General features: G+C 62.7%; 30 protein-coding genes. 12 read left to right on the top strand and 18 right to left on the bottom strand.

What is annotated here, in order from left to right; genetic code table 11:
• Positions 1 to 67: 67 nt before the first annotated feature.
• Positions 68 to 1,363, top strand: a complete 1,296-nt coding sequence (locus tag BB934_RS32290) for an ISNCY family transposase (RefSeq protein WP_099513308.1) — start codon at positions 68 to 70, stop codon at positions 1,361 to 1,363.
• Positions 1,364 to 1,787: 424 nt separating this feature from the next.
• Here the strand turns inward: BB934_RS32290 and BB934_RS32285 are convergent, their stop codons facing one another.
• On the bottom strand, positions 1,788 to 2,150 hold the full coding sequence (locus BB934_RS32285) for a transposase (RefSeq protein WP_099513936.1): 363 nt from the start codon (positions 2,148 to 2,150) through the stop codon (positions 1,788 to 1,790).
• Here BB934_RS32285 and BB934_RS47635 point away from each other — a divergent pair.
• On the top strand, positions 2,143 to 2,463 hold the full coding sequence (locus BB934_RS47635; protein ID WP_157934452.1) for a hypothetical protein: 321 nt from the start codon (positions 2,143 to 2,145) through the stop codon (positions 2,461 to 2,463). The two genes, BB934_RS32285 and BB934_RS47635, sit on opposite strands and share 8 nt — an antisense overlap.
• 276 nt (positions 2,464 to 2,739) lie before the next feature.
• On the opposite strand, the gene BB934_RS32275 is transcribed toward BB934_RS47635, so the two are convergent.
• Positions 2,740 to 3,225: an NUDIX hydrolase gene (locus tag BB934_RS32275; protein WP_099513934.1), complete on the bottom strand. Its 486-nt coding sequence runs from the start codon at positions 3,223 to 3,225 to the stop codon at positions 2,740 to 2,742.
• Positions 3,226 to 3,364: 139 nt separating this feature from the next.
• Here BB934_RS32275 and BB934_RS32270 point away from each other — a divergent pair, with 139 nt between their 5' ends.
• Positions 3,365 to 4,954, top strand: coding sequence for a CYTH and CHAD domain-containing protein (locus BB934_RS32270; RefSeq protein ID WP_099513933.1), 1,590 nt, complete (start codon positions 3,365 to 3,367; stop codon positions 4,952 to 4,954).
• 307 nt (positions 4,955 to 5,261) lie between these two features.
• Positions 5,262 to 5,651, top strand: a complete 390-nt coding sequence (locus BB934_RS32265; protein WP_099513932.1) for an NUDIX hydrolase — start codon at positions 5,262 to 5,264, stop codon at positions 5,649 to 5,651.
• Positions 5,652 to 5,672: 21 nt separating this feature from the next.
• Here BB934_RS32265 and BB934_RS32260 read toward each other — a convergent pair whose 3' ends face one another.
• Positions 5,673 to 6,293 (bottom strand): ImmA/IrrE family metallo-endopeptidase, encoded by a 621-nt coding sequence (locus BB934_RS32260; protein ID WP_099513931.1) that lies wholly within the window; start codon positions 6,291 to 6,293, stop codon positions 5,673 to 5,675.
• Positions 6,294 to 6,657: 364 nt separating this feature from the next.
• On the opposite strand from BB934_RS32260, the gene BB934_RS32250 reads away from it, so the two are divergent.
• The 4 genes from BB934_RS32250 (at position 6,658) to BB934_RS32235 (ending at position 9,891) form a co-directional block, all read left to right on the top strand.
• The gene (locus BB934_RS32250; protein ID WP_099513929.1) at positions 6,658 to 7,317 is read left to right on the top strand and encodes a hypothetical protein; all 660 of its coding nucleotides are present in this window, start codon (positions 6,658 to 6,660) and stop codon (positions 7,315 to 7,317) included.
• A 170-nt stretch (positions 7,318 to 7,487) separates the two neighbouring features.
• Complete coding sequence (locus BB934_RS32245; protein WP_099513928.1) at positions 7,488 to 8,693, top strand: L,D-transpeptidase family protein; 1,206 nt, start codon at positions 7,488 to 7,490, stop codon at positions 8,691 to 8,693.
• A 160-nt stretch (positions 8,694 to 8,853) separates the two neighbouring features.
• Positions 8,854 to 9,441, top strand: coding sequence for a PRC-barrel domain-containing protein (locus tag BB934_RS32240; RefSeq protein WP_237050409.1), 588 nt, complete (start codon positions 8,854 to 8,856; stop codon positions 9,439 to 9,441).
• Between the two features lie 243 nt (positions 9,442 to 9,684).
• Positions 9,685 to 9,891, top strand: coding sequence for a hypothetical protein (locus BB934_RS32235; RefSeq protein WP_099513927.1), 207 nt, complete (start codon positions 9,685 to 9,687; stop codon positions 9,889 to 9,891).
• A 57-nt stretch (positions 9,892 to 9,948) separates the two neighbouring features.
• On the opposite strand, the gene BB934_RS47630 is transcribed toward BB934_RS32235, so the two are convergent.
• Together BB934_RS47630 and BB934_RS47625 are read right to left on the bottom strand one after the other, a co-directional pair.
• Entirely contained in the window at positions 9,949 to 10,251 is a 303-nt protein-coding gene (locus tag BB934_RS47630; protein WP_157934451.1) for a nuclear transport factor 2 family protein, read from the bottom strand.
• Between the two features lie 79 nt (positions 10,252 to 10,330).
• Complete coding sequence (locus BB934_RS47625; protein ID WP_157934450.1) at positions 10,331 to 10,573, bottom strand: hypothetical protein; 243 nt, start codon at positions 10,571 to 10,573, stop codon at positions 10,331 to 10,333.
• A 330-nt stretch (positions 10,574 to 10,903) separates the two neighbouring features.
• Here BB934_RS47625 and BB934_RS32225 point away from each other — a divergent pair, with 330 nt between their 5' ends.
• Positions 10,904 to 11,833: an HAD family hydrolase gene (locus BB934_RS32225; RefSeq protein ID WP_237050408.1), complete on the top strand. Its 930-nt coding sequence runs from the start codon at positions 10,904 to 10,906 to the stop codon at positions 11,831 to 11,833.
• 8 nt (positions 11,834 to 11,841) lie between these two features.
• Positions 11,842 to 12,777, top strand: coding sequence for a phosphotransferase family protein (locus tag BB934_RS32220; RefSeq protein ID WP_099514303.1), 936 nt, complete (start codon positions 11,842 to 11,844; stop codon positions 12,775 to 12,777).
• A gap of 660 nt (positions 12,778 to 13,437) precedes the next feature.
• Here BB934_RS32220 and BB934_RS47620 read toward each other — a convergent pair.
• The 13 genes from BB934_RS47620 to BB934_RS32150 all read right to left on the bottom strand — a co-directional run bounded on the left by BB934_RS47620 (position 13,438) and on the right by BB934_RS32150 (position 24,559).
• The gene (locus tag BB934_RS47620) at positions 13,438 to 13,581 is read right to left on the bottom strand and encodes a hypothetical protein (RefSeq protein ID WP_210422179.1); all 144 of its coding nucleotides are present in this window, start codon (positions 13,579 to 13,581) and stop codon (positions 13,438 to 13,440) included.
• A gap of 984 nt (positions 13,582 to 14,565) precedes the next feature.
• A complete protein-coding gene (gene dhaK / locus BB934_RS32205; RefSeq protein ID WP_099513925.1) occupies positions 14,566 to 15,555 on the bottom strand; it encodes a dihydroxyacetone kinase subunit DhaK in 990 nt (329 codons plus the stop codon).
• Positions 15,552 to 15,989, bottom strand: coding sequence for a hypothetical protein (locus tag BB934_RS32200; RefSeq protein ID WP_099513924.1), 438 nt, complete (start codon positions 15,987 to 15,989; stop codon positions 15,552 to 15,554). Before BB934_RS32200 ends, dhaK begins: the two co-directional genes overlap by 4 nt.
• Positions 15,986 to 17,593, bottom strand: a complete 1,608-nt coding sequence (ptsP, locus tag BB934_RS32195; protein ID WP_099513923.1) for a phosphoenolpyruvate--protein phosphotransferase — start codon at positions 17,591 to 17,593, stop codon at positions 15,986 to 15,988. The genes BB934_RS32200 and ptsP overlap by 4 nt, the downstream gene beginning before the upstream one ends.
• A gap of 5 nt (positions 17,594 to 17,598) precedes the next feature.
• Complete coding sequence (locus tag BB934_RS32190; protein WP_099513922.1) at positions 17,599 to 17,877, bottom strand: HPr family phosphocarrier protein; 279 nt, start codon at positions 17,875 to 17,877, stop codon at positions 17,599 to 17,601.
• A gap of 16 nt (positions 17,878 to 17,893) precedes the next feature.
• On the bottom strand, positions 17,894 to 18,280 hold the full coding sequence (gene dhaM, locus BB934_RS32185; RefSeq protein ID WP_099513921.1) for a dihydroxyacetone kinase phosphoryl donor subunit DhaM: 387 nt from the start codon (positions 18,278 to 18,280) through the stop codon (positions 17,894 to 17,896).
• A 3-nt stretch (positions 18,281 to 18,283) separates the two neighbouring features.
• The gene (gene dhaL, locus BB934_RS32180; RefSeq protein WP_099513920.1) at positions 18,284 to 18,910 is read right to left on the bottom strand and encodes a dihydroxyacetone kinase subunit DhaL; all 627 of its coding nucleotides are present in this window, start codon (positions 18,908 to 18,910) and stop codon (positions 18,284 to 18,286) included.
• A gap of 8 nt (positions 18,911 to 18,918) precedes the next feature.
• Positions 18,919 to 19,947 (bottom strand): ABC transporter ATP-binding protein, encoded by a 1,029-nt coding sequence (locus BB934_RS32175; RefSeq protein ID WP_099513919.1) that lies wholly within the window; start codon positions 19,945 to 19,947, stop codon positions 18,919 to 18,921.
• On the bottom strand, positions 19,940 to 21,040 hold the full coding sequence (locus BB934_RS32170; RefSeq protein WP_099513918.1) for an ABC transporter ATP-binding protein: 1,101 nt from the start codon (positions 21,038 to 21,040) through the stop codon (positions 19,940 to 19,942). The genes BB934_RS32175 and BB934_RS32170 overlap by 8 nt, the downstream gene beginning before the upstream one ends.
• Before the next feature lie 4 nt (positions 21,041 to 21,044).
• Positions 21,045 to 21,245 (bottom strand): hypothetical protein, encoded by a 201-nt coding sequence (locus BB934_RS32165; protein WP_237050407.1) that lies wholly within the window; start codon positions 21,243 to 21,245, stop codon positions 21,045 to 21,047.
• Positions 21,242 to 22,195, bottom strand: coding sequence for a carbohydrate ABC transporter permease (locus tag BB934_RS32160; protein WP_099513917.1), 954 nt, complete (start codon positions 22,193 to 22,195; stop codon positions 21,242 to 21,244). The genes BB934_RS32165 and BB934_RS32160 overlap by 4 nt, the downstream gene beginning before the upstream one ends.
• Entirely contained in the window at positions 22,192 to 23,133 is a 942-nt protein-coding gene (locus BB934_RS32155) for a carbohydrate ABC transporter permease (protein WP_237050406.1), read from the bottom strand. Before BB934_RS32155 ends, BB934_RS32160 begins: the two co-directional genes overlap by 4 nt.
• A 103-nt stretch (positions 23,134 to 23,236) precedes the next feature.
• Positions 23,237 to 24,559, bottom strand: coding sequence for an ABC transporter substrate-binding protein (locus BB934_RS32150; protein WP_099513915.1), 1,323 nt, complete (start codon positions 24,557 to 24,559; stop codon positions 23,237 to 23,239).
• A gap of 225 nt (positions 24,560 to 24,784) precedes the next feature.
• Between BB934_RS32150 and BB934_RS51480 the strand changes: the two genes are divergently transcribed.
• Together BB934_RS51480 and BB934_RS32145 are read left to right on the top strand one after the other, a co-directional pair.
• Positions 24,785 to 25,099, top strand: coding sequence for a hypothetical protein (locus tag BB934_RS51480; protein WP_472436443.1), 315 nt, complete (start codon positions 24,785 to 24,787; stop codon positions 25,097 to 25,099).
• 325 nt (positions 25,100 to 25,424) lie between these two features.
• Complete coding sequence (locus tag BB934_RS32145; protein ID WP_099513914.1) at positions 25,425 to 26,633, top strand: IS256 family transposase; 1,209 nt, start codon at positions 25,425 to 25,427, stop codon at positions 26,631 to 26,633.
• Positions 26,634 to 26,678: the final 45 nt, after the last annotated feature.

Below are 26,678 nucleotides of genomic sequence, written 5' to 3'. Positions count from 1 at the left end.
AGGTCACTCCTCTCCCCGTTACAAATGTCACTCTCCCTGGGTGATGGTGCTGGGGAGATTGGGTCTGATGACGGTGATCGGGATGAGCCGGCCGGAGATCGATCGGGTTCACATTCTGCGGGACGTCGTGGCGGAGCGAATTACGGTGCGCGAAGCTGCCCAACTGCTGCGGATCACACGGCGCCAAGTGTTCCGATTACTCAAGGCCTATCAGACCGGTGGTCCCACGGCCTTGGTGTCGCGCCGGCGCGGCAAGCCCAGCAACCGCTCCTACCCAGCGGCGCTGCGGACCGAGGTGCTGGCGCTGATCACAGCCAACTATGCCGATTTCGGCCCGACGCTCGCCTGCGAGAAGCTCGCCGAGCGGCACGGCATCGATCTGGGTGTCGAGACGATCCGGCGCTGGATGATCGCGGCGGGTCTCTGGCAGGAGCGCCGGCAGAAGCTCAAAGGGGTGCACCAGCCGCGCTATCGGCGCGACTGCGTCGGCGAACTCGTCCAGATCGACGGCTCCGAGCACTACTGGTTCGAGGATCGCGGCCCACCCTGCACGCTTCTGGTCTACATTGACGATGCCACCAGCCGGCTGATGCACCTGAAGTTCGTCGAGACCGAGTCGACCTTTGATTATTTCCGATCGACCCGGGAGTACCTGGAGGCCTACGGCAAGCCGGTGGCGTTCTACTCCGACAAGCATGCCGTCTTCCGCGTCAACGGCAAAGGAGCGGTGGGCGGTGACGGCATGACCCAGTTCGGGCGGGCGCTGCATCAGCTCAACATCGACATCATCTGCGCCAACTCGCCCCAAGCCAAAGGCCGCGTCGAGCGCGCCAACGGCACCTTGCAGGACCGCCTGGTCAAGGAGATGCGACTGGCTGGGATCTCGACCCTTGAGGCGGGCAATGCCTTCCTGCCGGCATTCATGGCGGACTTCAACCGCCGCTTTGCCAAGGCGCCCTACAGCGACAAGGACCTGCATCGCCCGCTCAGCGAGGACGATGAGCTGGATGACGTGTTCGCCTGGCGGGAGGAGCGGACGGTCTCGCGCAATCTGACCCTGCAGTACGACCAGGTGCTGTTCATTCTCGAGCCGAACGCGATCACGCTGTCCCTCGCCCGCCAGCGGGTGACCGTCTACGACTATCCGGATGGGCGCTTTGCCATCAAGCACAAGGGCCTGGAGCTGCCCTACAGGCCCTTTGACCGACGCCAGCAGGTGGATCAGGCGGCGGTCGTCGAGAACAAGCGGCTGGGTCCGGTTCTGGCCTACATTGCCGAGCGGCAGAAGGAGCTCGACATGAGCCGGAGCAACAGCGCCCCGCGGCGGCGCGGCCAAGGCAAGAGCCTGTTCAAGGTGGGTTGAGCTCTCAGCAGTCACTCCCCGGAGGTGACATCTCTAATGAGGACAATCAGAGACTTGTCTAACGAGTTCTGACACGCCTCGATAGAGAGGCGCATGCTGGCGGTGATCGAGGATGGGCTTGTGCCGGACTTCATCCTCACCGATCACCTCATGCCCGGTATGACCGGCACCGACCTAGCCCCGGAGCTGAAAGGGCAATAGCCCACGACGCCGGTCTTGCTCAACTCGGGCCATCAGGCTGAGCGGCGAACATTTCGGCTGCCTTCTGATCTTCTCCGCCTACGAGTGTCACCGCCCAGGAGATCTGCTACGCACCAGAGCTAGCCTGCATGGTACTTCATTACAACGATCATTCATGCTGGATATTCCAAATGTTCGGGATACGCTTCGGCGAACAGGACTGAATGTTAAAGCGCTTTTGGGATCAGTGTAGGGCATAGCCGGCATGCCTGATCCAGCCTCGGGCATCCCTTGCGGTGATGGTGTCGAGGGCGGGTTTGAGTTCGGCTTCCAAAGCTTCAAGAGTGCGAGGCGCTTTCGCCTTGAGCCGCTCTTTCACCTTGGCCCAGGCGGGCTCGATCGGGTTGAACTCAGGCGAGTAGCGCGGCAGGTACAACACCCCGATCCCGGCCTGGGCGAGAAGCTCAATGACTTCGGTTGCATGGTGCGGGCGCAGGTTGTCCATCACCAGGATCGCATCCGGCTTCACCTGCCGGAGTTTGGGCACCAGCACCTGCTTGAGATAAGCCAGCAGCACGGCGGTCGAGGTCGACGCCTCGATGCTCATCGTGGCGACCAGGCCGCGCCATGAAGCGATCCAAATGCCGAATCGTCAGACTTTCGAGCAGCCGCTCAACATGATGATCCGCCGTAACACGGCCGCAATCCATGATACTCTTGAGCCGACGCATCGCCCGGGGCGAGGGACGAAGCCTTGGCTCTCATCCTCACTCGAGCAGGAATTCCACCAAAACGATGCAGGAGACAGGCAAGACTTTACCGAACGGGCTCATACCGGACAGTTGACAGCAGTTTCCTCGCTTGTTTCTCAGCCGTTGGCATACATGGAATTCTATCATGGCGACAAAGTCAGACCGTAACACCTTCCGGACCCTTCACGCGGAAACGGCAAAGGCCATCCAGCGCGGCGAGAAGTTCGCTCGCAGCCTTAAGCAGGTTGTGGATCAAAGAAACCCGGACACCTCATTGCGGTCGCTCCTGGAGACGGTTGAGAAGGGGCTGGTGACCCTCAACGCAGAAGCTGACGAACTCAAGCGGATCGGTTGGCCAGCGAGGGGAGCCGCCAAGACCAGAGGCAAGGCATCCAATCCGCGCGCAAAGAAGAACAGGTCGAAACCAGCGGATCTACCGCCGCCTCAACAGGCGTGAAGCGACGTGAAACTGGGTTGGCGAGCCTGCCTTGGATGCTCGGATTGCAGGTGCGGAGATAAATGCTGCTCGATCAGGAATGCAAGGCTTGAGGAATCCACCAGCGACAAAGCCGTCTCGAGGGTACACCGAAGCACCGAACGCTGACTTGCCTCGGCCCATTTGCGCAGCTGAAGCTTGACCGTGAGTGGATAGACGTCCACGAGGCAGTGCGTCTCGCGGCCGCGGCGACGGCGGCTGAACTCGAATGTTCCGATGCAATGCGGCTCGGCCATGCCAACCAAGCCGGCCTCTTCCAGGGCCTCCTGGGCGGCCGCCTCGTGCGGCGCGAGGCCAGGAATGAGGTTGCCTTTGGGAATGATCCAGCGTCCGCTGCCCCGTGCGGTCACAACGTACACCTCAACGCCGCCGTCTTGGTTAACAAGCAGTGGGAGCGCGCCGACCTGACGCAGTTGCTGTTCCCGAGCACGCATGAGGCCTCATACCCCAAATCCGTAACAGTCATATGACAGGCTTGCTCGCACAGTCTTAATGTTGAATAAACACAGGACCGCCCTGACATCTTCTGTCGATGTGTGGCGGTTACACCGCTGTCGATGACGGAATGTTTCCATGACCAGGCCCGCAAGCGCTGTCGCCAGTATGCCCACCCCTGATGCAGCTGCGGCCGATTCCGACAGCCGGGAAATCGAGGTCAAGTTCAGAACTGATCGCGACGGTCTCAAGCGAGCCCAGGCCTCGCAGGTTGTGGCATCGGTGTCGGTCCCCCGCACCGAGAATGTGCGCTCGACCTATTTCGACACCGTATCGGGAGATCTGCGGAAGAATGGGATCGTCCTCCGCATTCGCAGAAAGGGCCGCGCGCGCCCAACCCTCGGTGTCAAAGCGGCTCAGATGGACGACGGTCCGTTCTCCCGAAAGGACGTTGAGGTCCACTCGCCGAGTCTTTACCCCGACCTTACGCTGTTCAACGAGGGCACAGCACGCGAGCTGATCGCTCTTGTGGAGGATCGTCCTCTCGCCGCGCAGTTTGAGACAACCATCAAGCGACGGACGATCCTGGTCGAGCGAGGCCAGTCCCAGATCGAAGTGGCGTTCGATGAAGGCGTCATTGCCGTCGCCGGGCGGAGTGTGCCACTGACCGAAATCGAACTGGAGCTGAAATCGGGCGATGAGCCTGCTTTGTATGACCTGGCGATGAGCCTTGCCGAAGAATTGCCTCTGCAGCTCGACTTCGTCAGCAAGGGAGAGCGCGGTTTCCGCGCCGTCTCCGAAGAGACGGCCGCCGCCGTCAAGGCCGGTCCGATCCAGTTCGCACCGGCGGCGACGCTTGATGACGCTGTGCAGGCGGTGATCTCGAACACGCTATGGCACTTCGTGGCCAACTGGGATGCCCTCAGAGGAGCGCAGGATCCGGTTGCCATTCATCAGATGCGGGTTGCCCTGCGGCGCATGCGGGCCGCGCTCGCGATGTTCAAGCGGGCTCTGCCTTGCTCAGAATTCGATTTCCTCCGGGGAGAGGCAAAGCGAATCGCCTCTGCGCTCGGTCCGGCGCGCGAATGCGATGTCTTTCGCGAAACGGCTGAGGGTGGGCCGCTGGAGCACCCCGATCGGCCAGAGAACTGCACCACGTTGCTCGCCGCGATCGAGGAGCGCCGGATTGCTGCCTACGAAGACGCACGTGTGCGGCTTGAGGATCGCGATACGATGCTGTTCGTTCTGAAAGTGCAAAGCCTCCTGGCCCGCCGCACCTGGCGCAATGCCCTGACTGGTCCGGAACTAGCCCAATTGACCGCTCCGGCGGCGGACTTCGCCCAGCAAACCCTTGACCGGCTGAGAAACCGCGCGCTGAAGCGGGGCAAGAAACTGATGGAATTGTCCGACGAGGCCCGCCACGATCTGCGCATCGTCCTAAAGAACCTGCGCTATGGGGCTGAGTTCTATCGTGGGCTGTTCGGCCGCCGGCAGAACGTGAAGGCCTATCTTCGCACGATCTCGACGTTGCAAGATCTTCTCGGCGCCCACAACGACGCCGTTACCGCGAAGCAGTTTTTGAGCGGGCTGGCAACGACGCACGATGCCGATGCCGAACGGGCATCGGGGTTCATTCTCGGGTGGCAAGCGCGGGCCACCAGTCTGGCTGACGCCGAGTTAGAGGCCATCTGGAAAACGTTCAAACAGGCAAAGCCCTTCTGGAACTGATCGTTCCCCACGGGAGCGGCCCTAATAGCCGAGACTCACATGCATCAGCACGTCGCTCGGCACTTCAGGTTCGACTTACAGCTTGAGTTTGATCTCGTAAGGAGTGTTGGATCCCTTCCTCATTGGCCTCAAAGCCTCCGATTACTGGAAATCGGAACGCAAGCTCTACAGGGTAGTTCCATAAGAGACGGAGCAGTGAGTTGCAGTGAGGTGGCTAACTTTTCTCAGAAGGGGTCCGAAGCGGGTGAAGGGATGCTACGTCCAGTACGGAGCTCTGCCATTTCGCTGGAGCCGGGATGGGGCTTTGATGGTCATGCTCGTGACCACACGCGGGCGCAAGCGCTGGATGATCCCCAAAGGCTGGCCGATCCGAGGACTCGATCCGCACGACAGTGCCGCCCGTGAAGCATTCGAGGAGGCAGGCTTGGTCGGGGAGGTCCATCCTGAGGCCATAGGGTCCTTTGAGTACAGCAAGAAGATTGGGGATGGGCGTGAAGTACAGTGTGTCGTCGAGGTCTTTCCGCTTCATGTGGACCATCAGAAGGACCGCTGGCTTGAACAAGGCGAGCGGGAGACGAAATGGTTCAACTCTAGGAAGGCAGCAAGCCTCGTTTCGGACATTGGCTTGAGGCAGATCCTTGATCGCTTTGATGCTCGATCGGGCGCCACTGACCAGTTGCCTCGTACGTCGCCATAACCGGACCGCGCTTGGCCTCTCCTAATTCAGTTCCGTCCGCAGCTTCACACCCCGTCTCTGTGCATCCTTCAGGTAATCTACGACGACAGACGGTAGCTCGCGCCGCTGCCCGGAGGCGCGGCGCTGAAACGCATCAAACTCGCCCTTGCGGATCATTGCGGCCTCAAAGCTGATTCCAAATCGGCCAACAATATCGTCAACGGTATCTGTCGAACTGAGGAGATAATTGGGAGCCAGGAACATCGCAGCAAAACGTCTTGCCTCACTCTCCTCTTTCCGGGTCTCTAACAAGAGCAGTCCAGCGGGCGTTTGGGCGGTGCTCCTGTTGCCGATACCAGAGTGCTTCATTGCGAAGTGCCCAATCTCATTGGCGATGGTCATGCGGGCTCTTGGATCACCCCTCTGAACTGCGCCGACGACACTCTCACGCATCCGTAGGACGCCCATTTTGGCATCCCATTGCGCCTCTCCATTGGGCATCTCGGAGTCTGGTATCCGCTGATAAGCAAAGTGCCGAAAGCTGGTCGTAAGCTTTTCGATCACAGCCATCATGTCGGGACGGTTCTGGTTCTCCAGACCGAGCTCCCTTCGGAGAACCTTCACGCGCTGCTCAATCTCTTCATCCGTGACATGCCGCAACATATCGGACCTCGAATGGATAGCGCCTACTAGATATAGATTACGCGGAGTCTGCTGGGTTTGCAATCCCGCTCACGACGTTCAGCATAACGCATAAGCCTCGCTGAACCTAGTCTGCGCCTGCGCCGCTAGCGAACTCGAGCTGTCCCTTGCCCAACCTATGAGGCGCTCAACGTCGAAGGGATCAACCTCCCCCTCCTGGCTAACCTGAGGCGGTAGAACCGGCGGCACGCCTCTGCGCGGCATAGGACAGTGTTGCATGGATGCGACACCGTCGGGCCCATGGATGCTCCTGGCGGCCCGCATGGGTTGACGCACAAGCGGCCAAGTCTCTACTTTCCCGCCAAAATCAAGCATCGGGGGCATTATGCGACGACTTGATCTCAAGGCCATCGCCGCGGTCGCTGCGGGCGTGCTTTTCGGCACCAGTGCCCAGGCGCAATCCCTTTCGGGGATCAAGGTCGGCGACGAGATCTCGTCCGCCTCCAGACTCGATGCACGGCCGCTGCCTTCCAAGAGCGTGGATCCGCACGAGGAACGGCGATGGAAGCTGCCCGACGGAAATAGGCTTTCTGTTGCCGCAGATCCGGGGACGCAGAAAATTGTCTACGCGGAGACGAAGTGGGGCGGAGGCGCTCACGGCAAGCCCGCCGATTTTCCAGGCTTCGTCTTCGGCGAGACCACCCTCGCCGACATCAGGACCCACACCCAGAACAACGGGTTCGCGTTCAAGGAGCACCTCATCGAGGTGAGGCCAGATGGCCTTGCCCTGTTCAACGCGTACGAGGTCGAGGGCGCGCCCGGCGTTGTCGTGACATTCGTGACCAAGTTGTCCAAGAGGGATGACGAGCGCCTCCGGACCGGCAAGGCGAATGTGGACATCAACCGTGCGGCCCGGCTGGACGCCATCATTCTCGCCGATGCGGGATATCTCGACACGATCTGGGGCGACGCGAAGCTGAGGGGCAAGGCGTATAAGCCCATCCGTTGGGAGCGGTCCCGCCAGGCCGCGTTTGTGTCCCGCTAAGGGCCAAGCGACACCTCCATGAGGGCCGCCCCTCGGATCCTCCTGGTCCCCGATCGGGCTCTCCGAGCCCAGAGCCAGCCACTTGTTGCCGCAATTGCCTGCGAATGGCTGATCCATCCTACTGCTTAAGTGATAGATGCCCTTTGTGCTCCCGCAGCCGAAAGCCGCCCATGATCTCCATGCTCAGATGTGCACATCTGCCTGTCCTGGCCCTCATGGTCGCTGCCCTGCTGGGTCAGGCCGTGCAGGCTGCATCGGGATATCTGAAGCACGAAGCTCCTATCCCGCCAGCAACGGTGGCTCTGATGCGGGGGAAGAACACCTCTCCCGCAGAACCGATGCTGATCCGCATCTACAAGAAGGAAGCGGAGCTGGAAGTCTGGAAGCGCAGCACAAGCGGGCGGTATATTCGCCTCAAGACGTTCCCTATCTGCCGCTGGTCAGGCCAACTTGGGCCCAAGCAGAAGGAGGGCGACCGGCAGACCCCGGAAGGCTTTTATGCCGTCAGCGCCTCCCAGATGAACCCGAACTCCAAGCACTATCTCTCCTTCGACACCGGGTTTCCCAATGCCTACGACCGGGCTCAGGGGGCCACCGGGTCCGCCCTGATGGTTCACGGAACCTGCTCCTCCGCCGGTTGCTATGCCATGACGGACACAGGCATGTCTGAGATCTATGCCCTCATGCGGGAGGCCTTCAGAGGCGGCCAGAAAACCATCCAGCTGCAAGCCTATCCGTTTCGCATGACCGCAGAAAACCTCGTCCGGCACCGCCTGGACCCGGACATCGCATTCTGGCGCCAGCTCAAGGAGGGCTCGGATCGCTTCGACGCGACCCGGGAAGAACCCGTCGTGGGCGTCGCGGCGGGGCAATATGCATTCCGACGGGCCAGGAGCCCGGAGACCGAAGCAGGGGTGCTGGCCTACCGGGCCATGGAAGAGGATCACATGGCGGTGTTGCTGGAGGAGGGCAGGGCGGCCATCCGGACCACCTATGTGGATGGCGGGCAGCACCCATCCTTCACTGCCCTCTGGCGCCGCGGCGTGTCGCTGGGTGAGGTGAGCCGTCCCGAGGCTCTGGCCTATGCCGGGCTGGAGCATGTGATCACGCCGGCGCGTGCGACACGCCTGGCCTGTCTTGGGACAGGCACCTGCCCATCCCCAGCTAACGAGGTGAAGGCCATCTCTCCTCCAGGCACGGGAGAACAGCTCGTGGCCATCGCGCCGCTGGACGGCCCCTTCATGTGGCTGAAGGAGTTGCCGTCGCTGTTGACATCTGCCCCAGTCGATGGCGCAACGCCGAGCGTCAGACACGCCCAGCCAGTGATCTTGGGAGCCCAGCAGATCGTGCCCGCCCGCCTGGCAATGCAGCAGTAACAGACGTTGGCAGGTGCCAGCCGTGACAGGCTCGGTCACACTTGGCTCGGGTTCACATTCTGGTCCTCGGAACCGGACCTGAACGACCGGTCTTTGCGTTTTCACGCTGATCATGAGTGAATGTACAGAGGTTGCCGATCCCGGTGAAAGGGAGGGGCTCATGAGACGAACCACGTATTACGTGTTCCACTCGGCAAGTGCTCCTGATCTGCGCGGCATCACTGGCGATCACGATGCGGCGGGACTTCCGGCGACGGATGGCCCTTGGACCCTGGAGCGGCAGATCGCCCCCGATGAGCCCTGGCCCCTGGACGTCAACGAAGCCGTCGTGGAGTTCGGGGTGCTGGAGAACGGCTTCTATCTCTCGGGGTCGCTTCCCCAGCACGCCTCATCCAAGCCCGTCATCGAAAGCGACCGTGTCGAGGGCACGGCGGTGTACGATACCCAGGGGCACCGGATCGGCACCATCAAGCGGTTGTTGATCGAGAAGGTGAGCGGCCGGGTGATTTACGTCGACGTGACATTCGGGGGCTTCCTGGGTGTCGGAGTCCATCATCACACCGTCCCGTGGGAGAAGCTCACCTACGACACAGGGTTTCACGGCTATCGCACCGACATCACCGAAGAGCAGGTGCGAGGTGCCCCTGCCTTCTACGGGGATGACCTGCTCTGGCCGGACAGGAAACGCGAGCAGGAGCTGTGGGATTACTGGCGCGATGTCCCAAGAGGGCCGGGAGGGCCAGTCTAACCTCGATCCGGACCTTTCGGAGCTGTGTTCAGCGGCACCGGGATCCGCCGAGCGTTTGACGCAAGCGGAATGGCGGCGGGTTCGGGCGGGCTGGCGGCACATTCGAAGAGAGGCTGTCATCTACCTAAACTGGGTACGATCGCGTGTCCGACCGCCCCGCACACGAGAAACCCTGTGGAGATGACGACTGACGATGTGAGACGATAGCGGCTGCCGAAGTGTGACCCAGTTATGGAGTGCCCCATGGACCGTTATGCCGCCTTCCGCCGAGAGGTTACTGACGCCGAGCTGGCCGAATGGCTCCATCAAGAGGCCAAGAGTGGCTGGAAGCCTGTGACCATCCACCCAATCCGCCTCTCCGAGAGCGAGCGCGACAAGAGCCTCTTCTTCGTGGTGATGCACCTGGACCCGAGAGCAACCGCCGACGACGACACCGACTACTCGGGCTGAGAGGAAGCTCCTGGAGCTTTCCGGGTGGTCGGGACCGCCATCAAGCTGGTCGGCCGCTCAACGGTCGGGGACGGGTTCCGAGCCATGGAACAGGCGCCAGCGCCATGTTCCGGCCATGCGCTCCAGCACCGCTGTCAGCCGGGCTCGGAAGACCGCGAGGACCTCGCCACGGTAGATGTTCACATCGCCGCGGGCGAAAAGCTCGTGGTCGAGCAGATTGCCCCCATCGAGCGGAGGGCCGAACACGGTCATGACACGACGCAGGCCGAGAGACTGCTTCAGAACTATAAACTTCTCCTTGAGAAGTGGCGCAGGCATCGCCAGCTCGTCCTGGACGAAATCGCGCGCCACGAGGGACATGATCCTTAGGTTCCCGAAACGCCTCCAACCTGACCCAATCACCGTCGCAGCCGCTACGCGCGAGACATCCGTAACAAAGCTACTTCACCACTAAAAGCGAAGGCCGCTTCGTCTCCTCGATGGCCCATTTGCCTTGCCCGCCCTGCGGAAACGGCACGGCGCACCATTTCCTGCGGGTCTTCTTGGTGAGGAACCACGCCGCATCCTCGGCTTCTGCGAGCGTGCCAAAACAAACATTCAACATGGTGCCTCCGGCAATAAAGCCCCACCCTAGCCGGGCAACTTCTGGAGAGCGGTATTGTTCACCCTCGTCCGAGCTCATTGTGCGTCCAGTACTGATCTCAGTCTTGGCCAGAGGGGAATCTGTCGAAAGAAGACGGGCCATTTCCCCTAAGAGCTTTTGCGCGGAACAATCCTGAGTAAAGCCAGAGACCGTGCGTGCGCCCCTGTTCAAGATCCTAACCTAGCACACGCCATTAGGCCGGCCGCGGAATGGGACAAATCGGCCATAGCCTATGCCTCATGAGCCAAGCCGCGAATGCTCTTGCTTGGGATGCGAATGGCCTCAGTCCCGATCACCGTCGAGCGCCGGGTGAACGGATTGCCGACTTGAACGTTGACCGGCGCAGCTTCCATTCACAACCAGGCTATCATGGGCGTCATGACTTCCGAAGTGTCGATTGATGGTGATTTGCGGACCTTTGTCGAGAGCTCACGTTTCGGCCGTGAGGGCGCGGTCATCACTGACCTCGATGGCACGGCTGTGCACGAGTTTGAGGGGCGTGTTGTTATTCCTGACGCAGTCTCACATGGCCTAAAACACCTGCGGGACCTGGGCCGCCCGGTGATCCTGAACACCCTGCGGTTCCCGCTCAATGTGATCCGCACCTTCGGCCAGGAGTGGTACGCCATTACCAACGCCCCGCTGCCGCTGATCTCTCTCAACGGCAGCCTCATGGGCTACCTCCATGAGACGGGGGAAGGAGAGATTGCTTTCGACGAGATCAAGGCCTTCCCGCTGGAGGCATCCGAAATCGACGAGGTCCTGACTGGCATCCAGGGACTGGTCAGTGACGGCATCGATGACCTGATCGTGTTCTATTACCCCCGCGATTGGACGCAGGGCGAGTTGATCTGGACACCAGCGCCCGAACGGATTGCGGCAATCCAGGCCAAGTATCGCAGCGCCACGGCGGTTGTTTCAACGTCCGTCGCCGAGCTGGGAGAAACCCTACATGCGCAGGACATCTGCATGATGCTTCTCCTGATCAACGCCGAAGAGGACCGGCTCATGGCGTACCAGCACGCCAAGCGCTCGAACTTCGTCACACATAAAGGCGTCGATAAGCTGTCAGGCACCCAGACCCTTGCCAGCTTGCTCGGGATTGATCTCGCTCACGCGGTCGGGGCCGGCGACACACCCATGGACAGTTTCCTGAGGGGGGTTGGCCTTGCGGTCCAGGTCGGCGATCTCGCCCTGGAATACAAGGGGCATCTGGCAACGATAAAGGTCAGGGACTCGCTCGAGCTCGGGGCACTGCTGTTCCGGCTGGCCGAGTTGCAACGGCGAGCACAGCTTTGACCGACGGCATGCCGGAGCCTCCGAGTGTCGATGAGCGTCAGGCCCGGGCCATGGCCCGGGCGATCATCACCCATCATTTCGGGTCCAAGCCCAAGCGCATCAGCCCGATGGGTGGAGGCATCAGCAACTTCGTCTTCGAGGCCAACCACAGGGACGGCGACTTCATCGTCCGGATGAACCCACAGCCAGCCAAGGTCAAGGAGTATCTGAAAGAGCAGTGGGCGATCGCCCGCGCCCAGGAGGTCGGCGTGCCGGTACCCGAGGTGCTTGAGGTTGGTGCCGATGCTGTGCCGATTCCGTATATGGTGTCGCGCAAGGTCGTGGGCAGCGAGGCAACCCACCACCCGGAGCGGATGGCAATCCTGCGCGAAATGGGACGCCTGACGGCGCTGATCCACACCATTCCGACCAGCGGCTTCGGGCACACCTTCGACTGGTCGAACAATCAGCTCTCACGCAAGGAGACTTGGGCCGAGTATCTCAAGCGCGAGCTGAATGTCGAGCAACGTCTCAAGGTGCTTGCGGCCAACAAGATGCTGTCGAAGTCACAGCTCAAAAGTTTGCATGAGACCTTGAGTGGGATCGAGAACCTGGACGCCGATCCAGTTCTCAACCACGGTGACATGCGGCTCAAGAACGTCATGGTCGATGAGGCGGGCGAGGTCACTGCCGTGATTGACTGGGAGTTCTGCTCCTCCAACATTGCGCCGTATTGGGATCTGGCTTTGTCGCTGCACGATCTATCGGTTGATGCCAAGCAGGCCTTTCTGGGCGGATATGGGTCGAGCGAGGCAGAGATCCGCAAGATGGCGCCGATCCTCAAGGCCATCAACGTCATCAACTACGCCCCATTCATCGAGCGGGCCGCCGATGAGAAGGATGAGCGACGCCTCGACCAGTATCGGACCCGCTTCAGCGGGGCTCTTGACCTGTACTCTCTCTGAACCGGAACGACCCGAACGCCTGAGATGCTGTGATCTGATTGAGTTTCCTTGGTGTCGCACATTCTCATCGATCCGATGCACGTTCCCATCAAGGGCATCTCCATGCCCGCCTACCTTATCCCGACAGTGGATAGAAGCATGAGGCCCGCCCCCACATCATCCTGACGAATGGCGACGATGCCACCGTCACGGACATGTACTTCGCCACGGATATCTCTCCGTGCTGCACAGAAAGCGGATCATTACGAACACCCTTCCTCAACGGCAGGCTCGCCCTGTGGATTGTCGATCAGACGCGAGTTGCGGAAGCGCCCTCAACTTCCCGAAGGCCTTGCGCGTTGCACACAACGATACCCAATCGGGCACTGCGGGGTATCTGCTGTTGGAACCCAAGCAGGGTCCAAGACCTCACCCACAACGTATGAGCTACCCGCAGCAACATAACGGTCATAAGTTATCGGGCTGGTGTTGAGGACGATGACACCTTCGGCGGAAACCACCCCTCGGGCCTGACGACAGACCATCCGCAAGGTCAGAGGATGCTCTGGGCCAGTGCGCCAGAGCCAACGCCCATGACGACGATAGCAGCACACACCAGCTGCAATTGTCTCATCGATGACCCTGCGAGATAGGCGCGCTCAGGCAGCGCTATCAGGGTGGTCAAGCCATCAGCGACAGCACGGTCGCACAGACATTCATGACCACCACAGTTCCGACCAGATACAGTGCAACGGGTGAGCGCGGTGCAAGGTCAACATCGGCCAGATCAGGTAAAGTCTCGTTGGAAAGCTCTCTGCCTCTCATGGTCATTGTCCATCTCTCCAGCCAGGGATGAGGCACTAACGACCCAGAGAGGATGACACTGGGCGACCATGTTGGCGGTGCGTTCCCGCACGCTCAGGCACAGGATCGTTGTCTCTTAACAGTCTGAAAGACTTGGTGAATTGACCTGCCCAAGTGCCGGGATGACACTGGCCATGGGCTGGGAGTTCATTGGTCCTCCCTGAAACTCAGGCTCCCTAGCGGGGCCTTTTCTTTGCCAACCCCCATGATGGCGACGGTTAGTCGTGGAGTCCGCCCCGTACATCATGAGGATCGTCTCGAACCGCGGGAGCATGGAAATCTCGGGATGCGGCGGGTCGTCCGGGACTCTTGGGACTATGCCCGATGCTCCGTCATCCGTGAGCTGCCAGCTCAAGATATTGATGCTGCCCTTCGGCATGATCGTCCAGCTAAACGGGGGCATAGGACGGTCTGCGTGATCTCACCGGTCCGTGCAACACGCTCGCGCAAGTGATCGTTCCACCACGAGCGACTGCCGCGCCGAGTGATACGGCAGAGAATGCTCCGACCCAGCGCGATCGGCATCTCCACAGCATGGCCGAGCATGGACGCATGGGCTGGCAGAAGAGATCCGGGTACACTCGCCGGGCTTTGGTGGAGGCCTCCATCAGCCGGCTGAAACGAGTGATCGGGGACACCTTGCACTCGCGGACGATCGGCGTCGCAGGACGGAGGTGGCTATCGCCATCCATGCCTTGAACCGCATGCTTGAGCTTGGGCGCCCGAAATCCATCCGAGTCGCCTGACATTAGGCGAGGTCAGGTGAAATCCATCCCTCGGTCGATTCGTGCAACACGGTCACGCGGGCCACATCTGAATGGCGCACAAAGTCGATGGCTGGCGTTGCGGGCATGACGGGTCGGCTCCAATCCTCATTTCCCAGCATTCCGTCACCCTCTGGTTAAGCTGACGGTACCATCCAAGGCGAGGGAAATCACGGCGAGGTTACGCGCCCCATCGCAACGCGGCCGTGTGCACTGGCTGATCCCAAAGCCGAATCAAGACGTCATCCAGCACTGTCACCGTGAGGGAACAGCCGGCCATGTCGAGCGAGGTCACATAGGGGCCGACGAGCGAGCGAGCCAGGATTGCGCCGGCGTTGTCGAGGAGGCGCTTCGCGCTGTCGAACATCAGGTAAAGCTCCATTGCGGGCGTGCCGCCGAAGCCATTCACGAGGAGAAGGACCGGGGTGCCCGGTCTGATCGCAAGATCCGCCAGGATCGGCGCCATCAAGTCCTCGGCAATCCGATCCGCCTTCTCGAGGCGCACACGGCGCCGACCCGGTTCGCCATGGATCCCGACGCCAAACTCCATCTCGTCGTCTGAAATCTCGAAAGTCGGCTTTCCGGCCGCCGGTACGGTGCAGGATGTCAGTGCAACGCCCATCGAGCGGGTTTGGCTATTGACCTGCTGTCCGAGCGTCTGGAGCTCTGCGAGACCTGCCTTTGCCTCGGCGGCTGCGCCGACCATTTTCTCAACGACGAGGGTGCCGGCGACGCCCCGCCGGCCGGTCGTGTAGAGGGAGTTCTCGACCGCGACGTCATCATCTGTGACGACTGTCAGGACCTTGCGGCCCGCCATCTCGACGGCCATCTCGAAGTTCATCACGTCGCCTTCATAGTTCTTGACGATGAAGAGGCATCCGGCGCCGGTGTCGACAGCCTCGGCGGCTTCCACCATCTGGTCCGGTGTCGGCGAGGTGAATACCTGGCCGGGGCACGCCGCGTCGAGCATCCCAAGTCCGACGAAGCCAGCATGAAGCGGCTCGTGGCCCGATCCGCCGCCCGAGATCAGCGCAACCTTGCCGTGCGTGAGGGAGCGGCGCCTGACGAACTTTCGCTCGGGCCCAAGGACAACGATGTCCGCATGAGCGGCAGCGAACCCGTCGAGGCTTTCGGACAGGACCGTCTCGACATCGTTGACGAACTTCTTCATGGCTCCCTCCGTTCTGAGGCGCGGATGATGTGGGCGATGCGCCGGGCCATCTCTTCCATCAGGTCTTCGAGGGCGCGATTGCGTTTCGCGTCGCCGAGGTCGGGAACATTGATGGTGATGCGCCGCGTGGCCGGCCCGTGCCCGGCCGTCACCAGGCGGCGCGGATGGGCGGCGTGATAGGCGTCCAGGAAGGCCTGCCGCTCCGCGGGCGAGAAGTGGCAGACCTCGAAGATGACCGAGAGGTGCTGCACCGGCACCGGCACCGGATAGACCGGGTTCGTAATCTGCGAGACGAAGCTGCGGTTCTTGTTGAGCGCAATGGCCAGGCGTTGCCGCGTCCCGGATGGTCGGCGATCGAGCAGGTCCGCCAGAATCTGCTTATAGGCGCCGACTGCATCGGTCTTCGTCGCCTTGTCGGCCGGGCGAGACGTCATCGCTCGCCGTCCCGGAGGTCGATGGCAGCGATCGCCGCCTTCGTCGTCGCCACGAGGGTCGGCGCGACGGAGACGGTGCGCAGCCCGCGCCGCAGGAGCAGCGGCAGCATGCGGGGATCAGCCCCGGCATCCCCGCAGAGGGACACCTTGCGGCCGCTCCTCGCCCCGTGAGCGGCGACCTCTTCGATGAGGCGCAGCACCGCCGGATGGGCGGGATCGGCGAGGGACACGACGGAGGCGGTGTCGCGGCTCGCGGCCGTGACATATTGGGTTAGATCGTTCGAGCCGATGGAAAAGAAATCGGCGTCGAAGAGATCGATCGCGATTGCGGCCGCAGGCACCTCGACCATCATGCCGAGCGGCGGCCGTCGATGGGGCAGGCCTTCTGCAGACAACGAGGCCACCGCCTCGTCGAGAAGTGCGCGGGACGCGGACAGTTCCTCCCGGACTGTCACCATCGGCACCATGATCTCGATGCCCCCATAGGCGGCCGCGCGGGCGAGCGCTCGAAGTTGCGTTCTGAACAGATCCAGGTGTTTGAGAGTGAGGCGAACGCCGCGCAGGCCGAGGAACGGGTTCGTTTCGCCGTTCTCGGTTAGACCCGGGATCGGCTTGTCGCCGCCCGCGTCCAGTGTGCGGATGATGACGGGCTTGCCGGACGCCCATTCGACGATGCGCCGGTAGATTGCGACCTGATGCTCCTCGTCGGGCAGCCCGCGGCCGCCGAACAGGAGTTCCGTCCGCACCAGCCCGATGCCGTCGCAGGATGCGAGGTCAAGCGCGTCGAGTTCCGCCGGATCGGCGATGTTGACCTGAACGGCGATCGGCGTGCCGTCTGCAGTCACCGCGGGCTTCAGACGGTAGGCGGCATGACGGGCCACGGTGTCAGCCGCCGCCATCTCGAGCGATCGGAACGCCTCCAGGTCCGCCGCATCGGGGCCAATTAGGACAAGGCCCGTCGCGCCGTCCACGATCGCCTCGGACGGGGTTGATCCGAGCGCATCCGCGGAGATCCTCACGCCGACCACCATCGGCACGCCGCGCCCTCGCGCCAGGGTGGCCACATGGCTCGTCGGGCTCCCGCCGGCGAGGACGATGGCGCCTCCGGTCCAGTCGGTGGCGAGGAAGCGGGAAGGCGTCACGTTGTCGGCGAAGACAACGGACCCGGGCGGGATCGTACGGGTGCCGGCGCCCGTCAGCGCGTCGAGGACCCGGTCCCGCATATCCTCGAGATCGGTCGCCCGGGCGCGGAAATACTCATCCTCGGAGGCGGTGTAGCCCGCGATCTCCCGATCAAGGGCGCGGCGCCAGGCGTGATCCGCCGGGATGCCGGCCGCAATCTCCGCGAAGGCATCGGCCGACAGCGCGTCGTCCTCCAGCATGGCGATCTGGAAACCCAGAATCTCGGCGCCCGCGTCGCCGGCCTCTGCGGCGAGAAGGTTCAGCGTCTCGATCGCGGTCCGGATCGCCATGCGCAAGGCGCTTGCCTCGAATGCCGGGTCGCCGGTGACCCGGCATTCGCCGCCGGCCCGATCGAGGAGTGCGACTGGCCCGCGCGCCAGTCCCGGCGCGGTGGGGCGACCGACGAGGCGGGTGGCGGGCATGGTCGTCACTCCTCGTCGAACTTGCGCTCGACGAGATTGACGACGGCCGCGACCGCGGCCTGCGCATCCTCGCCCTCGGCGCGCACATGGACAACCGAGCCCCGCCCGGCCTTGACCCGCATCACCTGTACAGGGCTCTTCGCATCGGACCACGGACCATCCGGAGCGAGCGCGAGCTCGACATTCGCCCGGAAGCTCTTAGCGAGCTGGGTGAGCTTCACCGATGGGCGCGCATGGAGCCCGACAGCGTTCGTCAGCATCATATTGGCCGAGGCCCTGTTCATCTCGTCACTCCAACCCTCACGGGCTCAACTCCTCGGCGGTGCGCTTGACGGTCTCGAGAGATGAGCCTCCCGACGATTCCGCGGCGGCGATCACAGCCCCTTCCACGATGGGCGCGTTGCATACCACAACTTTGCCGCGCCGATTCTCCGGCAGCATCTCGACCGCCATTTCGCTGTTCGTCTCGGCGCCACCAAGATCGACCAGAATGGCGACGCCCGCCGGCGACCAGGCACGTTCGATTGCAGCCATGATCCCCTCGACAGAGGTGCCCAGGCCTCCATCGAGATTGCCGCCCGTATGGGCGACCGGAACGGTGTTGCCCACCATCTGGCGGACCATCTCGGACGCGCCCTCCGCCACCTTCGGCGAATGGGAGACGATCACGATGCCCACATTCGCCATGCCTCACCCCTCCAGTGTGTCGCAGATCGCCGCGACGAAGAGAGCCGCCGAACGCGCGCCCGGATCCACATGGCCGATCGAGCGCTCGCCGAGGAACGAGGCGCGGCCGCGGAGCGCCTGTATCGGCCTTGTCGCTTCGGCGGCGCGCAGCGCCTCGGCTTTGATGGCGCACAGGTCCGCGCCCTCGGCGAGCTTCGCCTGAACGGGCGCGAGAACGTCAAGCATGGTCTTCTGGGCCAGATCGGACTTGCCTCGCGCCTTGACGGCCTCGATGGCGGCAGCGAAGGCTGCCGCCAAGTCGCCGCGCGAGGGAGTCGCGGGCATATGCTTCCCGAGTTCGAGCGCCAGCGTGCCGTAGAGCGGGCCGGAGGCCCCGCCGACCTTCATGACCAGTTTCATGCCGATAGCCTTCAGCATCTCGCCGAGAGGCTTGTCCTGCAGTTGCGGGAGATCGGCCAGCACAGCCTCAAGGCCGCGCTTCATGTTGATCCCGTGATCGCCGTCGCCGATCGCCTGGTCGAGGGCGGTCAATTCGTCCGCATGCCCGATCACCGCCTCGGCGGCTGCGCGGACGACCCGAAGGGTGAGGTCGGACTCGGCTCGTTCGCTCGTGTGCAAGGCGGGTTCCATGGTGTGCCTCATATCGTAATTCGCTGGCCAGCATCATCGAAGAACAGAGGGCGTGCGAGTTCCACGGAGACGCGGTCACCGACGCTCAGCCCGCTCTCCGGTTCGGCGAGGGTCACGAGCTCCATGTCCCCGACCTTCAGGTGCAGATGGTTCTGGTCGCCCAGATGCTCGATCCATGACAGCGCGCCGACAAGGTTTGATGCCTGCGCGGACCCGCCCGCCTTGCTGAGGCGCAGATGCTCGGTCCGCGCGCCGATCAGCACAGTTCGAGGCGGCGCGGGCAGGTCCGGAATGAGACCGCGCGGGATGAGGTTCACGACCGGATGACCGAGCCGTGTCGCCACATGGGTCGTCGACGGGTTTTCGTAGATGTCGCGGGGCGTCCCGACTTGGACGAGCCGTCCCGCCTCCATCACGCCGATGCGGTCGGCCATGGTCATGGCCTCGATCTGATCGTGAGTGACATAGAGGATCGTCGCGCCCAGCTCCTGCTGGATCCGGACGAGTTCGAGGCGCAGATCGGCCCGGAGCTTCGCGTCAAGGGACGAGAGAGGCTCGTCCATGAGGTAGGCCGATGGCCGGCGCACGAGCGCGCGACCGATGGCGACGCGCTGCATCTGTCCGCCCGAGAGACGTGTCGCCGGGTTCTGCAGTTTGTCATCGATACCCAGAAGGCGGGCGATCTCCGTCACGCGCGCCCGGATCGCATCCTCAGCCATGCGACACAAGGGCGAGCGCAGCGGGAAAGCGAGATTGTCGTAAACGGACAGGTGCGGATAGAGCGAGTATTGCTGGAACACGAAGGCGACGTCGCGCAGCGCCGGATCGGCGCTCGTTCGATCCACTCCGCCAATCCGGATCGATCCGGCATCGGCGCGTTCAAGACCGGCAGCGAGGCGCAGGGTTGTCGTTTTGCCGGCGCCGGTCGGACCGAGGAGGACGACGAACTCTCCGTCCGCAATGGTGAGCGACAGGTCGGCGACGGCCTCCACGTCCTTGAAGCGCTTCGAGATCCGGTCGAATTCGACGCTAGCCATGAAGCAGCCCTCCCTCGTGCAGGGCCGTGCGGATCGCCCGGCCCGTGGCCCCGTCGAAGATCGAGAGTTTGTCGGGATTCAGCGTAAGGCCGACCTGCCGGCCCCGCGGCACGATCGAGTCCGCGGGCAACCTGGCGCGGATCCGTCCGCGGGCCGTCCGGATGGTCACGATCTGCGTCGTGCCGAGATATTCCGACCCGTAGACCTCGCCGCGCAGCCATCCTTCGTCCGAGATGCGGACATGCTCCGGCCGGACGCCGAGGACATGCTCGCCCTCGGCCCGGTCTTCCAGAAGTTCCGGCACCGGCTGGCTGCGCTCGCCGACGCGAATCTCCCGTTGGCCGCGGGCCAGCGCTCCCGCGAAGTTGATGAAGTTCATCGGCGGAGAGCCGATGAAGCCGGCGACGAACAGCGTCGCCGGCCGGTCATAGATCTCCTGCGGTGGTCCGAACTGCTCGATCACGCCCTGGTTCATCACCGCGATGCGATCCGCCATCGACATGGCCTCGAGCTGGTCGTGGGTGACATAGACCGTCGTCGCCTTGAGCCGGTCATGGAGTGTGCGAAGCTCGCCGCACATGAGATGCCGGAACTCCGCGTCGAGCGCGCCGAGCGGCTCGTCCATCATGAACGCCGCGGGCTCTCGCACGATCGCGCGGCCGAGCGCCACCCGCTGGCGGTCACCCGAGGAAAGGCCGGATACGGAGCGATCGAGCAGGTGGCCGATGCGCAGGATTCGGACCGCTTCGGCGACCCGCTTGGCGATGTCGGCCTTCGGCATTCCGATGTTGTGCAAGGGATACTCGATGTTCCGGCGCACGTTCATGTGCGGATAGAGCGCGAAGAGCTGGAATACGAAGGCAATGTCGCGCTCCGAGGCCCGTTTGTACGTCACATCCTCACCGGCAAGGTTGATCGAGCCCGAAGTCGGGAGTTCGAGTCCAGCGATCATCCGCAGGGTCGTCGTCTTGCCGCAACCTGACGGCCCGAGAAGGCAGACGAATTGACCATCATCCACAGTGAACGAAGAGTCTCGAACCGCGATAAACTCGCCGAAGGTCTTGTTGAGGTCCCGGACGTCGATCGTCGCCATCACCTTACTCCGGAAGCTTCGAACCGACGAGAAACATCACCGTGCCGACGAGCGTCATCGGGAAGGACCAGCCGTATAGAGTGAGCGAGAGGGGCTGCATCAGCATGACGACCCCGAGGGCGATGACGATGCTCGCGGCAGCCTCGGCGACCCCGCGTGGGGAGAGGCGCTTGCGCTGCGAGGTCCTGGCGGGTTCCTGCATCATTTGCGCACCGCTCCGAAGGTGATGCCACGCAGGAGATGCTTGCGGAGCAGCACGGTGAAGATCACGATCGGCACGAGGAAGAGCGTGGTTCCGGCCGCCACCGCTGGCCAGTCCTGTCCGCCTTCGCCGATGATGATCGGGATGAAGGGCGGCGCGGTCTGCGCCTCGCCTGAGGTGAGCAGCACCGCGAACGCATACTCGTTCCACGCGAAGATCAGGCAAAAGATCGCGGTCGCTGCGATGCCGGTCACAGCCTGCGGCAGGACCACCTTGCGGAAGGCCTGCAGGCGCGAGTAGCCGTCGATCATCGCGGCTTCCTCGTACTCGCGCGGGATCTCGTCAATGAAGCCTTTGAGCAGCCAGACGGCCAACGATACGTTGACGGCCGTATAGAGCAGGATCATGCCGAGCTTCGTATCCTGCAGGCCGAGTTCCCGGTACATGAGATAGATCGGGATCGCGACCGCGATCGGCGGCATCATACGGGTCGAGAGGATGAAGAACAGCAGGTCGTCCTTGAGCGGCACCCGGAAGCGCGAGAACCCGTAGGCTGAGAGGGTGCCGAGGAACACCGCGAGGGCGGTCGACCCGAAGGCGATGACGACGGAGTTCCAGAAGCGCGGGACGAACTTCGATTCGGACACCACCACCAAATTCCGGGCGCGCGCGATCGACTCGCATGTCCCCGACGGCGGCGGGAGGCTCGCCAGATACTCGGCGGTCTGGCGCGAGCGGGTGGTGAAGAGATTGCAATAGCCCTCGAGGGTCGGATCGAACAGGATCTTCGGCGGGTATGAAATCGAGTCTGGAGGCGACTTGAAGCCCGTCAGAACGATCCAGCCGAGCGGCACCATGGTGATGATCGCGTACAGGACGACCAGGATGCCCGCGATGCGCTTCGTCAGCGACGACGGCTCGACGACTGAATGGGCTGTAACGTTGCCGCTCATCTCTGCTTCAACCGGTTGAGCGCTTTCACGTAGATGTTGGCAAGGCCGAAGACTGTGACGAACAAAATGATCGCGAAGGCGGAGGAGTAGCCAGTGCGCCATTTCTCAAACGCCTCGCGCTTCAGCGTGATCGAGGCGACCTCCGTCGTCGAACCCGGCCCGCCGCCGGTGAGAAGGTTGACCATGTCGAACATTTTGAAGTTCTCAATGGCGCGGAACAGCACCGCCAGCATGATGAAGGGCGCCGCCATCGGCAACGTGATCGTCCAGAACTGGCGCCATTTCGACGCCCGGTCGACCTCAGCCGCCTCATAGATATAATCTGGGATGGAGCGCAGCCCCGCGAGGCAGATGAGCATCACGTAAGGCGTCCACATCCAGGTGTCGACAAGCACGATGGCCCACGGGGAAAGCGTCAGGTCGCCCAGCATCTGGAATGAGGAGGGCGGGATGCCGGTGAAGAATGACACGACGTAATTGAACAGGCCGATCTGCGGCTGGTACAGGAAGGTCCAGAAATTCCCGACAACCGCCGGCGAAAGCATCATCGGCAGGAGGATGACCGTGGTCCATAGCCCGTGGCCGCGGAACTTCTTGTCGACAAGCCAGGCGAGGGTAAAGCCAAGCACTGTCTGAATCAGGATCGTGGCGATCACGAACCGCGCGGTGACCTGCATGGCGGCCCATACATCCGGGTTCGTCAGAATGTCGTTGTAGTGCTGCAGCCCGACATCGCGCAGCGGCACGTTCGTCCGGTTGGCGCGGTAGTTCGTGAATGAGAGACGGACCGTCCAGATCAACGGGAAGACGTTGATGGCCAGAAGCAGGACGATCGTCGGCGCGATGAAGAGCCAGGCGATCGTCCGGTCCGAGAGACTGCGCAGGCGCCGGGCCGGGGCGGCCGGCGCGACGGTGACGGCCTTTTCGGCAAATCGCATCGGGGATGCTTCGACGTTCATAGCAGTGCCAATCCGGGTGCGGTCGGAACTTTCGGCGGCACGAGGCGGGCGCGCTCGTCTCGTGCCGCATGATCGAGTAGCGTTAGATCTTGCCTTCCTCAGTGAAGGACTTCTCCCAATCCTTCACGAGGAGATCGAGCGCCTCCTTTGCGGTGCCCTTGTCGGCGACCACGTAGTCATGCACGCGCTTCTGCATGTCGAGGAGGAGTTGCGCGTATGCGGGCTCCTGCCAGAAGTCCTTGACGCCGCCCATGGCCTTCAGAAAATCGGCCGCAAAGGGGGCGGACTTGGTGAAGTTCGGACCCTCGACGACGGCCTTGTGAACTGCGTAGCCGCCGAGCGACCACCACTTCTTCTGGACATCGGGTTGCGCGAACCACTTGATGTAAGCGAGCGCCTCCGCCTGGTTCGGCGAGTAGGAGACGATGGAGATGCCCTGCCCGCCGAGCGTCGAGGCCTCGACCTTCTGGGCCGGATTGACGAAGAAGCCGATCTTGTCGCCACCCACCTTTTCGTCTTTCAAAAGCCCGGGGAAGAAGGCGAACCAGTTCATCTGCATCGCCACCTGTCCCGACTTGAAGGCGTCGAGACCCTCCTGCATGTAGGCGTTGGTGTAGCCGGGCGGCGTGCAGCATTTGTAGAGCGACTTGTAGAACTCGAGGGCCTCGACCGCGTCCTTGGAGTTGGTGAAACCGTCCATGGCGTAGGGCTTCTTCGGATCGTCGTACTGCAGGCCCCAGGCATAGAGCGCTGCCGTGACGCCCATGGTGATGCCCTCCGAGCCGCGCTCGGTGAAGATCGCTGCCCCATACACGGTCTTGCCGTCGATCTGGCGGTTCTGGAAGAATTCGGCGACTTGCTTGAGTTCGGTCCAGGTCTTCGGCGGAGCGAGGTCGCGATTGTATTTCTGCTTGAACTCGGCCTGCAGCTCAGGACGGGAGAACCAATCCTTCCGGTACGTCCAGCCGAGGGCGTCGCCCATCGCGGGCAGCGCGTAGTAGTTCGGCGAGCCCTTCGGCCAGGTCGAGTAGGCATAGACGGTGGCGGGCAGGAAGTCATCCATCTTGATGCCTTCCTTGGCGAAGAAGTCGTTGAGCTTCACGTAGTGCTTGTTCTCGGCAGAGCCGCCGATCCACTGCGAGTCGCCGATGATGAGATCGCACAGCTTGCCCTTGGAATTCAGCTCATTGAGCATGCGGTCCGCGAAGTTCGGCCAGGGCACAAACTCGAATTTCATGGTCACGCCAGACTTCGCCGTAAAGTCCTTCGAGAGCTCCACAAGGGCGTTCGCCGGATCCCAAGCGGCCCAGCACAAGGTGATGGTCTTACCCTGTGCTTGCGCAGCGCCGGCTCCACAAACGAGCGAGGCCGCTAGTGCACTCCCTGCAATGGTGAGTGTCTTCATACGTCCCTCCGTGATCGGTTTGGATAAACCACTCCGGCCGATGGGCCGATAGCGGCATCGGACCGCCGCAGAAAGTCCGGCGGGGGAAAGTCTCGATCATGCGTTTCCTCACCGACCCCGAAGGGCCCCGCCGGTGGTCCGGCTTGTTTAGTGATTTGTTCAGTAATGCATATTCTTACTAAACATACAAGCGACTCGATGACGGCTCAGACACCAAGATGAAAGCTGTATTCAGCCATTCTGGGCTTCTTTCGGTCGGTTTCGCTGTATCCATGGGGCCGCCAGCGCCTGAAAGGCTCAAGCACCGGCAGATCCGGGCGGCTTCGGGCCGCGAATCCTGCCGTTGGCCGCCACACGGATAACGAGACGAATGCCGGCCGCACCCACCCATCCCAGGCGCTCAAGCAGTACCGTAAGGAGACCAGGATCGACGCGAAGATGATCGTGGCCGGGATGACCGCCACGTCCTTCAGCATCGCCAACCCGGACGACGGATGGATGCTCGACGTCGTCGGCTTCGACGACAGCGCCCGGCCCTGATGGCGGACTTCGCCAGGGGGCGAGCGATGCAACCAGCCGAACTCCACGCTCTGGCAGCAGAACAGCGGGACCGGATTCCCGGCCCAGTCCAGTCGGGCCGTCAGGGCGTGGCAACTCCTGTTCGACCAGCGTGGGGTGCGACCTCCACCGGAGCCCGGCTAGCCCTTTTCCCGCCCGGCAGTAGCACGTCATCCTACGCTCAGAAGGGTAGAGTCCGCGCTGGTGGTGGAAATTTGCTGACGCGCCGGGTGTTGGGATGAGGTGGTCATTGGGAGGGCCGGCTATGGTGGAGTTGCTCGACTGCACCCCAGCTGAAGGAACCCCAATGACCAACGACAGACTACCACTGGCCGAGCTGATGGCGAAGGCCGATGACGGCGACTTTCTGCGCAGTGTCGCCGAAAGCGTGCTCCAGATCCTGATGGAGACCGATGTCGAGGGCGTGATCGGAGCTGCGCGCTACGAGCGCAGCGGCGAGCGGGCCACCTACCGCAACGGCTATCGCGAGCGCGCGCTCGACACGCGCCTGGGCACCCTGAACCTCAAGATCCCCAAGCTGCGCACCGGCAGCTACTTCCCCGGTTTCCTCGAGCCGCGGCGCACAGTCGAGAAGGCGCTCGTGGCGGTGATCCAGGAGGCCTGGATTGCCGGGGTGAGCACGCGCCGGGTCGATGATCTGGTCCAGGCCATGGGCCTGAGCGGCATCTCGAAGTCTTCCGTGTCCAAGCTCTGCAAGGACATCGACGAGCGGGTGATGGGCTTCCTGCAGCGCCCGCTCACGGGAGAGTGGCCGTATCTGTGGCTCGATGCCACGTACCTCAAAGTGCGGGAAGGTGGCCGCGTCGTCTCGGTGGCCGTCATAGTGGCTGTTGCGGTCACAACCGAGGGCCGGCGCGAGATCGTCGGGCTGCACATCGGTCCGAGCGAGGCGGAGATCTTCTGGACCGACTTCCTGCGCGATCTGGTCAAACGCGGGCTCACGGGCATCAAGCTGGTGATCTCGGACGCGCATGAGGGCCTCAAGGCCGCGATCCGTCGGGTGCTGGGCGCCACCTGGCAGAGGTGCCGGGTTCATTGGACCCGGAACGCGCTCGCTTATGTGCCAAAGGCACACCAGACCATGGTGGCGGCTGGGCTGCGCCAGGCCTTCCAGCAGCCCGATCAGGCGGCAGCCCGGGCCAGCCTGTCCCAGTTTGCCGATCAACTCCACAACCGCTGGCCCAAGCTCAAGGTCTTCATCGACGACAGCCTGGATGACGTGCTGGCCTACATGAGCTTCCCGGCCCAGCACCGGACGAAGCTGCATAGCACGAACTCCTTGGAGCGCTTGAACAAGGAGATCAAACGCAGGGCCGATGTGGTGGGCATCTTCCCCAACGAGGACAGCATCAGGCGCCTGATCGGCGCGGTGCTGCTGGAGGCCAATGACGACTGGCAGCTCCAGCACCGCTACATGCAGATCGAAGGGATGACTGAGCTCGCAACACCGATGATCAACCAGCAGACTCTGGCAATCACCCCACAGGCGTACTGACCAATGACCACCTCAAACCACACCCGAATTTACACTCCTTGACGG

It is taken from the genome of Microvirga ossetica, assembly GCF_002741015.1.
Taxonomy (GTDB): domain Bacteria; phylum Pseudomonadota; class Alphaproteobacteria; order Rhizobiales; family Beijerinckiaceae; genus Microvirga; species Microvirga ossetica.
Note: the sequence above shows the minus strand (reverse complement) of the source record. Positions and strands in the feature narration are given on the sequence as shown.

Coding starts and splice junctions, on each gene's coding strand:
- BB934_RS32290 (WP_099513308.1), top strand. CDS start 68: ATGACGGTGATCGGGATGAGCCGGCCGGAGATCGATCGGGTTCACATT.
- BB934_RS47635 (WP_157934452.1), top strand. CDS start 2,143: ATGCTCATCGTGGCGACCAGGCCGCGCCATGAAGCGATCCAAATGCCG.
- BB934_RS32285 (WP_099513936.1), bottom strand. CDS start 2,150: ATGAGCATCGAGGCGTCGACCTCGACCGCCGTGCTGCTGGCTTATCTC.
- BB934_RS32275 (WP_099513934.1), bottom strand. CDS start 3,225: ATGCGTGCTCGGGAACAGCAACTGCGTCAGGTCGGCGCGCTCCCACTG.
- BB934_RS32270 (WP_099513933.1), top strand. CDS start 3,365: ATGACCAGGCCCGCAAGCGCTGTCGCCAGTATGCCCACCCCTGATGCA.
- BB934_RS32265 (WP_099513932.1), top strand. CDS start 5,262: ATGGTCATGCTCGTGACCACACGCGGGCGCAAGCGCTGGATGATCCCC.
- BB934_RS32260 (WP_099513931.1), bottom strand. CDS start 6,293: ATGTTGCGGCATGTCACGGATGAAGAGATTGAGCAGCGCGTGAAGGTT.
- BB934_RS32250 (WP_099513929.1), top strand. CDS start 6,658: ATGCGACGACTTGATCTCAAGGCCATCGCCGCGGTCGCTGCGGGCGTG.
- BB934_RS32245 (WP_099513928.1), top strand. CDS start 7,488: ATGATCTCCATGCTCAGATGTGCACATCTGCCTGTCCTGGCCCTCATG.
- BB934_RS32240 (WP_237050409.1), top strand. CDS start 8,854: ATGAGACGAACCACGTATTACGTGTTCCACTCGGCAAGTGCTCCTGAT.
- BB934_RS32235 (WP_099513927.1), top strand. CDS start 9,685: ATGGACCGTTATGCCGCCTTCCGCCGAGAGGTTACTGACGCCGAGCTG.
- BB934_RS47630 (WP_157934451.1), bottom strand. CDS start 10,251: ATGTCCCTCGTGGCGCGCGATTTCGTCCAGGACGAGCTGGCGATGCCT.
- BB934_RS47625 (WP_157934450.1), bottom strand. CDS start 10,573: ATGAGCTCGGACGAGGGTGAACAATACCGCTCTCCAGAAGTTGCCCGG.
- BB934_RS32225 (WP_237050408.1), top strand. CDS start 10,904: ATGGGCGTCATGACTTCCGAAGTGTCGATTGATGGTGATTTGCGGACC.
- BB934_RS32220 (WP_099514303.1), top strand. CDS start 11,842: ATGCCGGAGCCTCCGAGTGTCGATGAGCGTCAGGCCCGGGCCATGGCC.
- BB934_RS47620 (WP_210422179.1), bottom strand. CDS start 13,581: ATGAGAGGCAGAGAGCTTTCCAACGAGACTTTACCTGATCTGGCCGAT.
- dhaK (WP_099513925.1), bottom strand. CDS start 15,555: ATGAAGAAGTTCGTCAACGATGTCGAGACGGTCCTGTCCGAAAGCCTC.
- BB934_RS32200 (WP_099513924.1), bottom strand. CDS start 15,989: ATGACGTCTCGCCCGGCCGACAAGGCGACGAAGACCGATGCAGTCGGC.
- ptsP (WP_099513923.1), bottom strand. CDS start 17,593: ATGCCCGCCACCCGCCTCGTCGGTCGCCCCACCGCGCCGGGACTGGCG.
- BB934_RS32190 (WP_099513922.1), bottom strand. CDS start 17,877: ATGAACAGGGCCTCGGCCAATATGATGCTGACGAACGCTGTCGGGCTC.
- dhaM (WP_099513921.1), bottom strand. CDS start 18,280: ATGGCGAATGTGGGCATCGTGATCGTCTCCCATTCGCCGAAGGTGGCG.
- dhaL (WP_099513920.1), bottom strand. CDS start 18,910: ATGGAACCCGCCTTGCACACGAGCGAACGAGCCGAGTCCGACCTCACC.
- BB934_RS32175 (WP_099513919.1), bottom strand. CDS start 19,947: ATGGCTAGCGTCGAATTCGACCGGATCTCGAAGCGCTTCAAGGACGTG.
- BB934_RS32170 (WP_099513918.1), bottom strand. CDS start 21,040: ATGGCGACGATCGACGTCCGGGACCTCAACAAGACCTTCGGCGAGTTT.
- BB934_RS32165 (WP_237050407.1), bottom strand. CDS start 21,245: ATGATGCAGGAACCCGCCAGGACCTCGCAGCGCAAGCGCCTCTCCCCA.
- BB934_RS32160 (WP_099513917.1), bottom strand. CDS start 22,195: ATGAGCGGCAACGTTACAGCCCATTCAGTCGTCGAGCCGTCGTCGCTG.
- BB934_RS32155 (WP_237050406.1), bottom strand. CDS start 23,133: ATGCGATTTGCCGAAAAGGCCGTCACCGTCGCGCCGGCCGCCCCGGCC.
- BB934_RS32150 (WP_099513915.1), bottom strand. CDS start 24,559: ATGAAGACACTCACCATTGCAGGGAGTGCACTAGCGGCCTCGCTCGTT.
- BB934_RS32145 (WP_099513914.1), top strand. CDS start 25,425: ATGACCAACGACAGACTACCACTGGCCGAGCTGATGGCGAAGGCCGAT.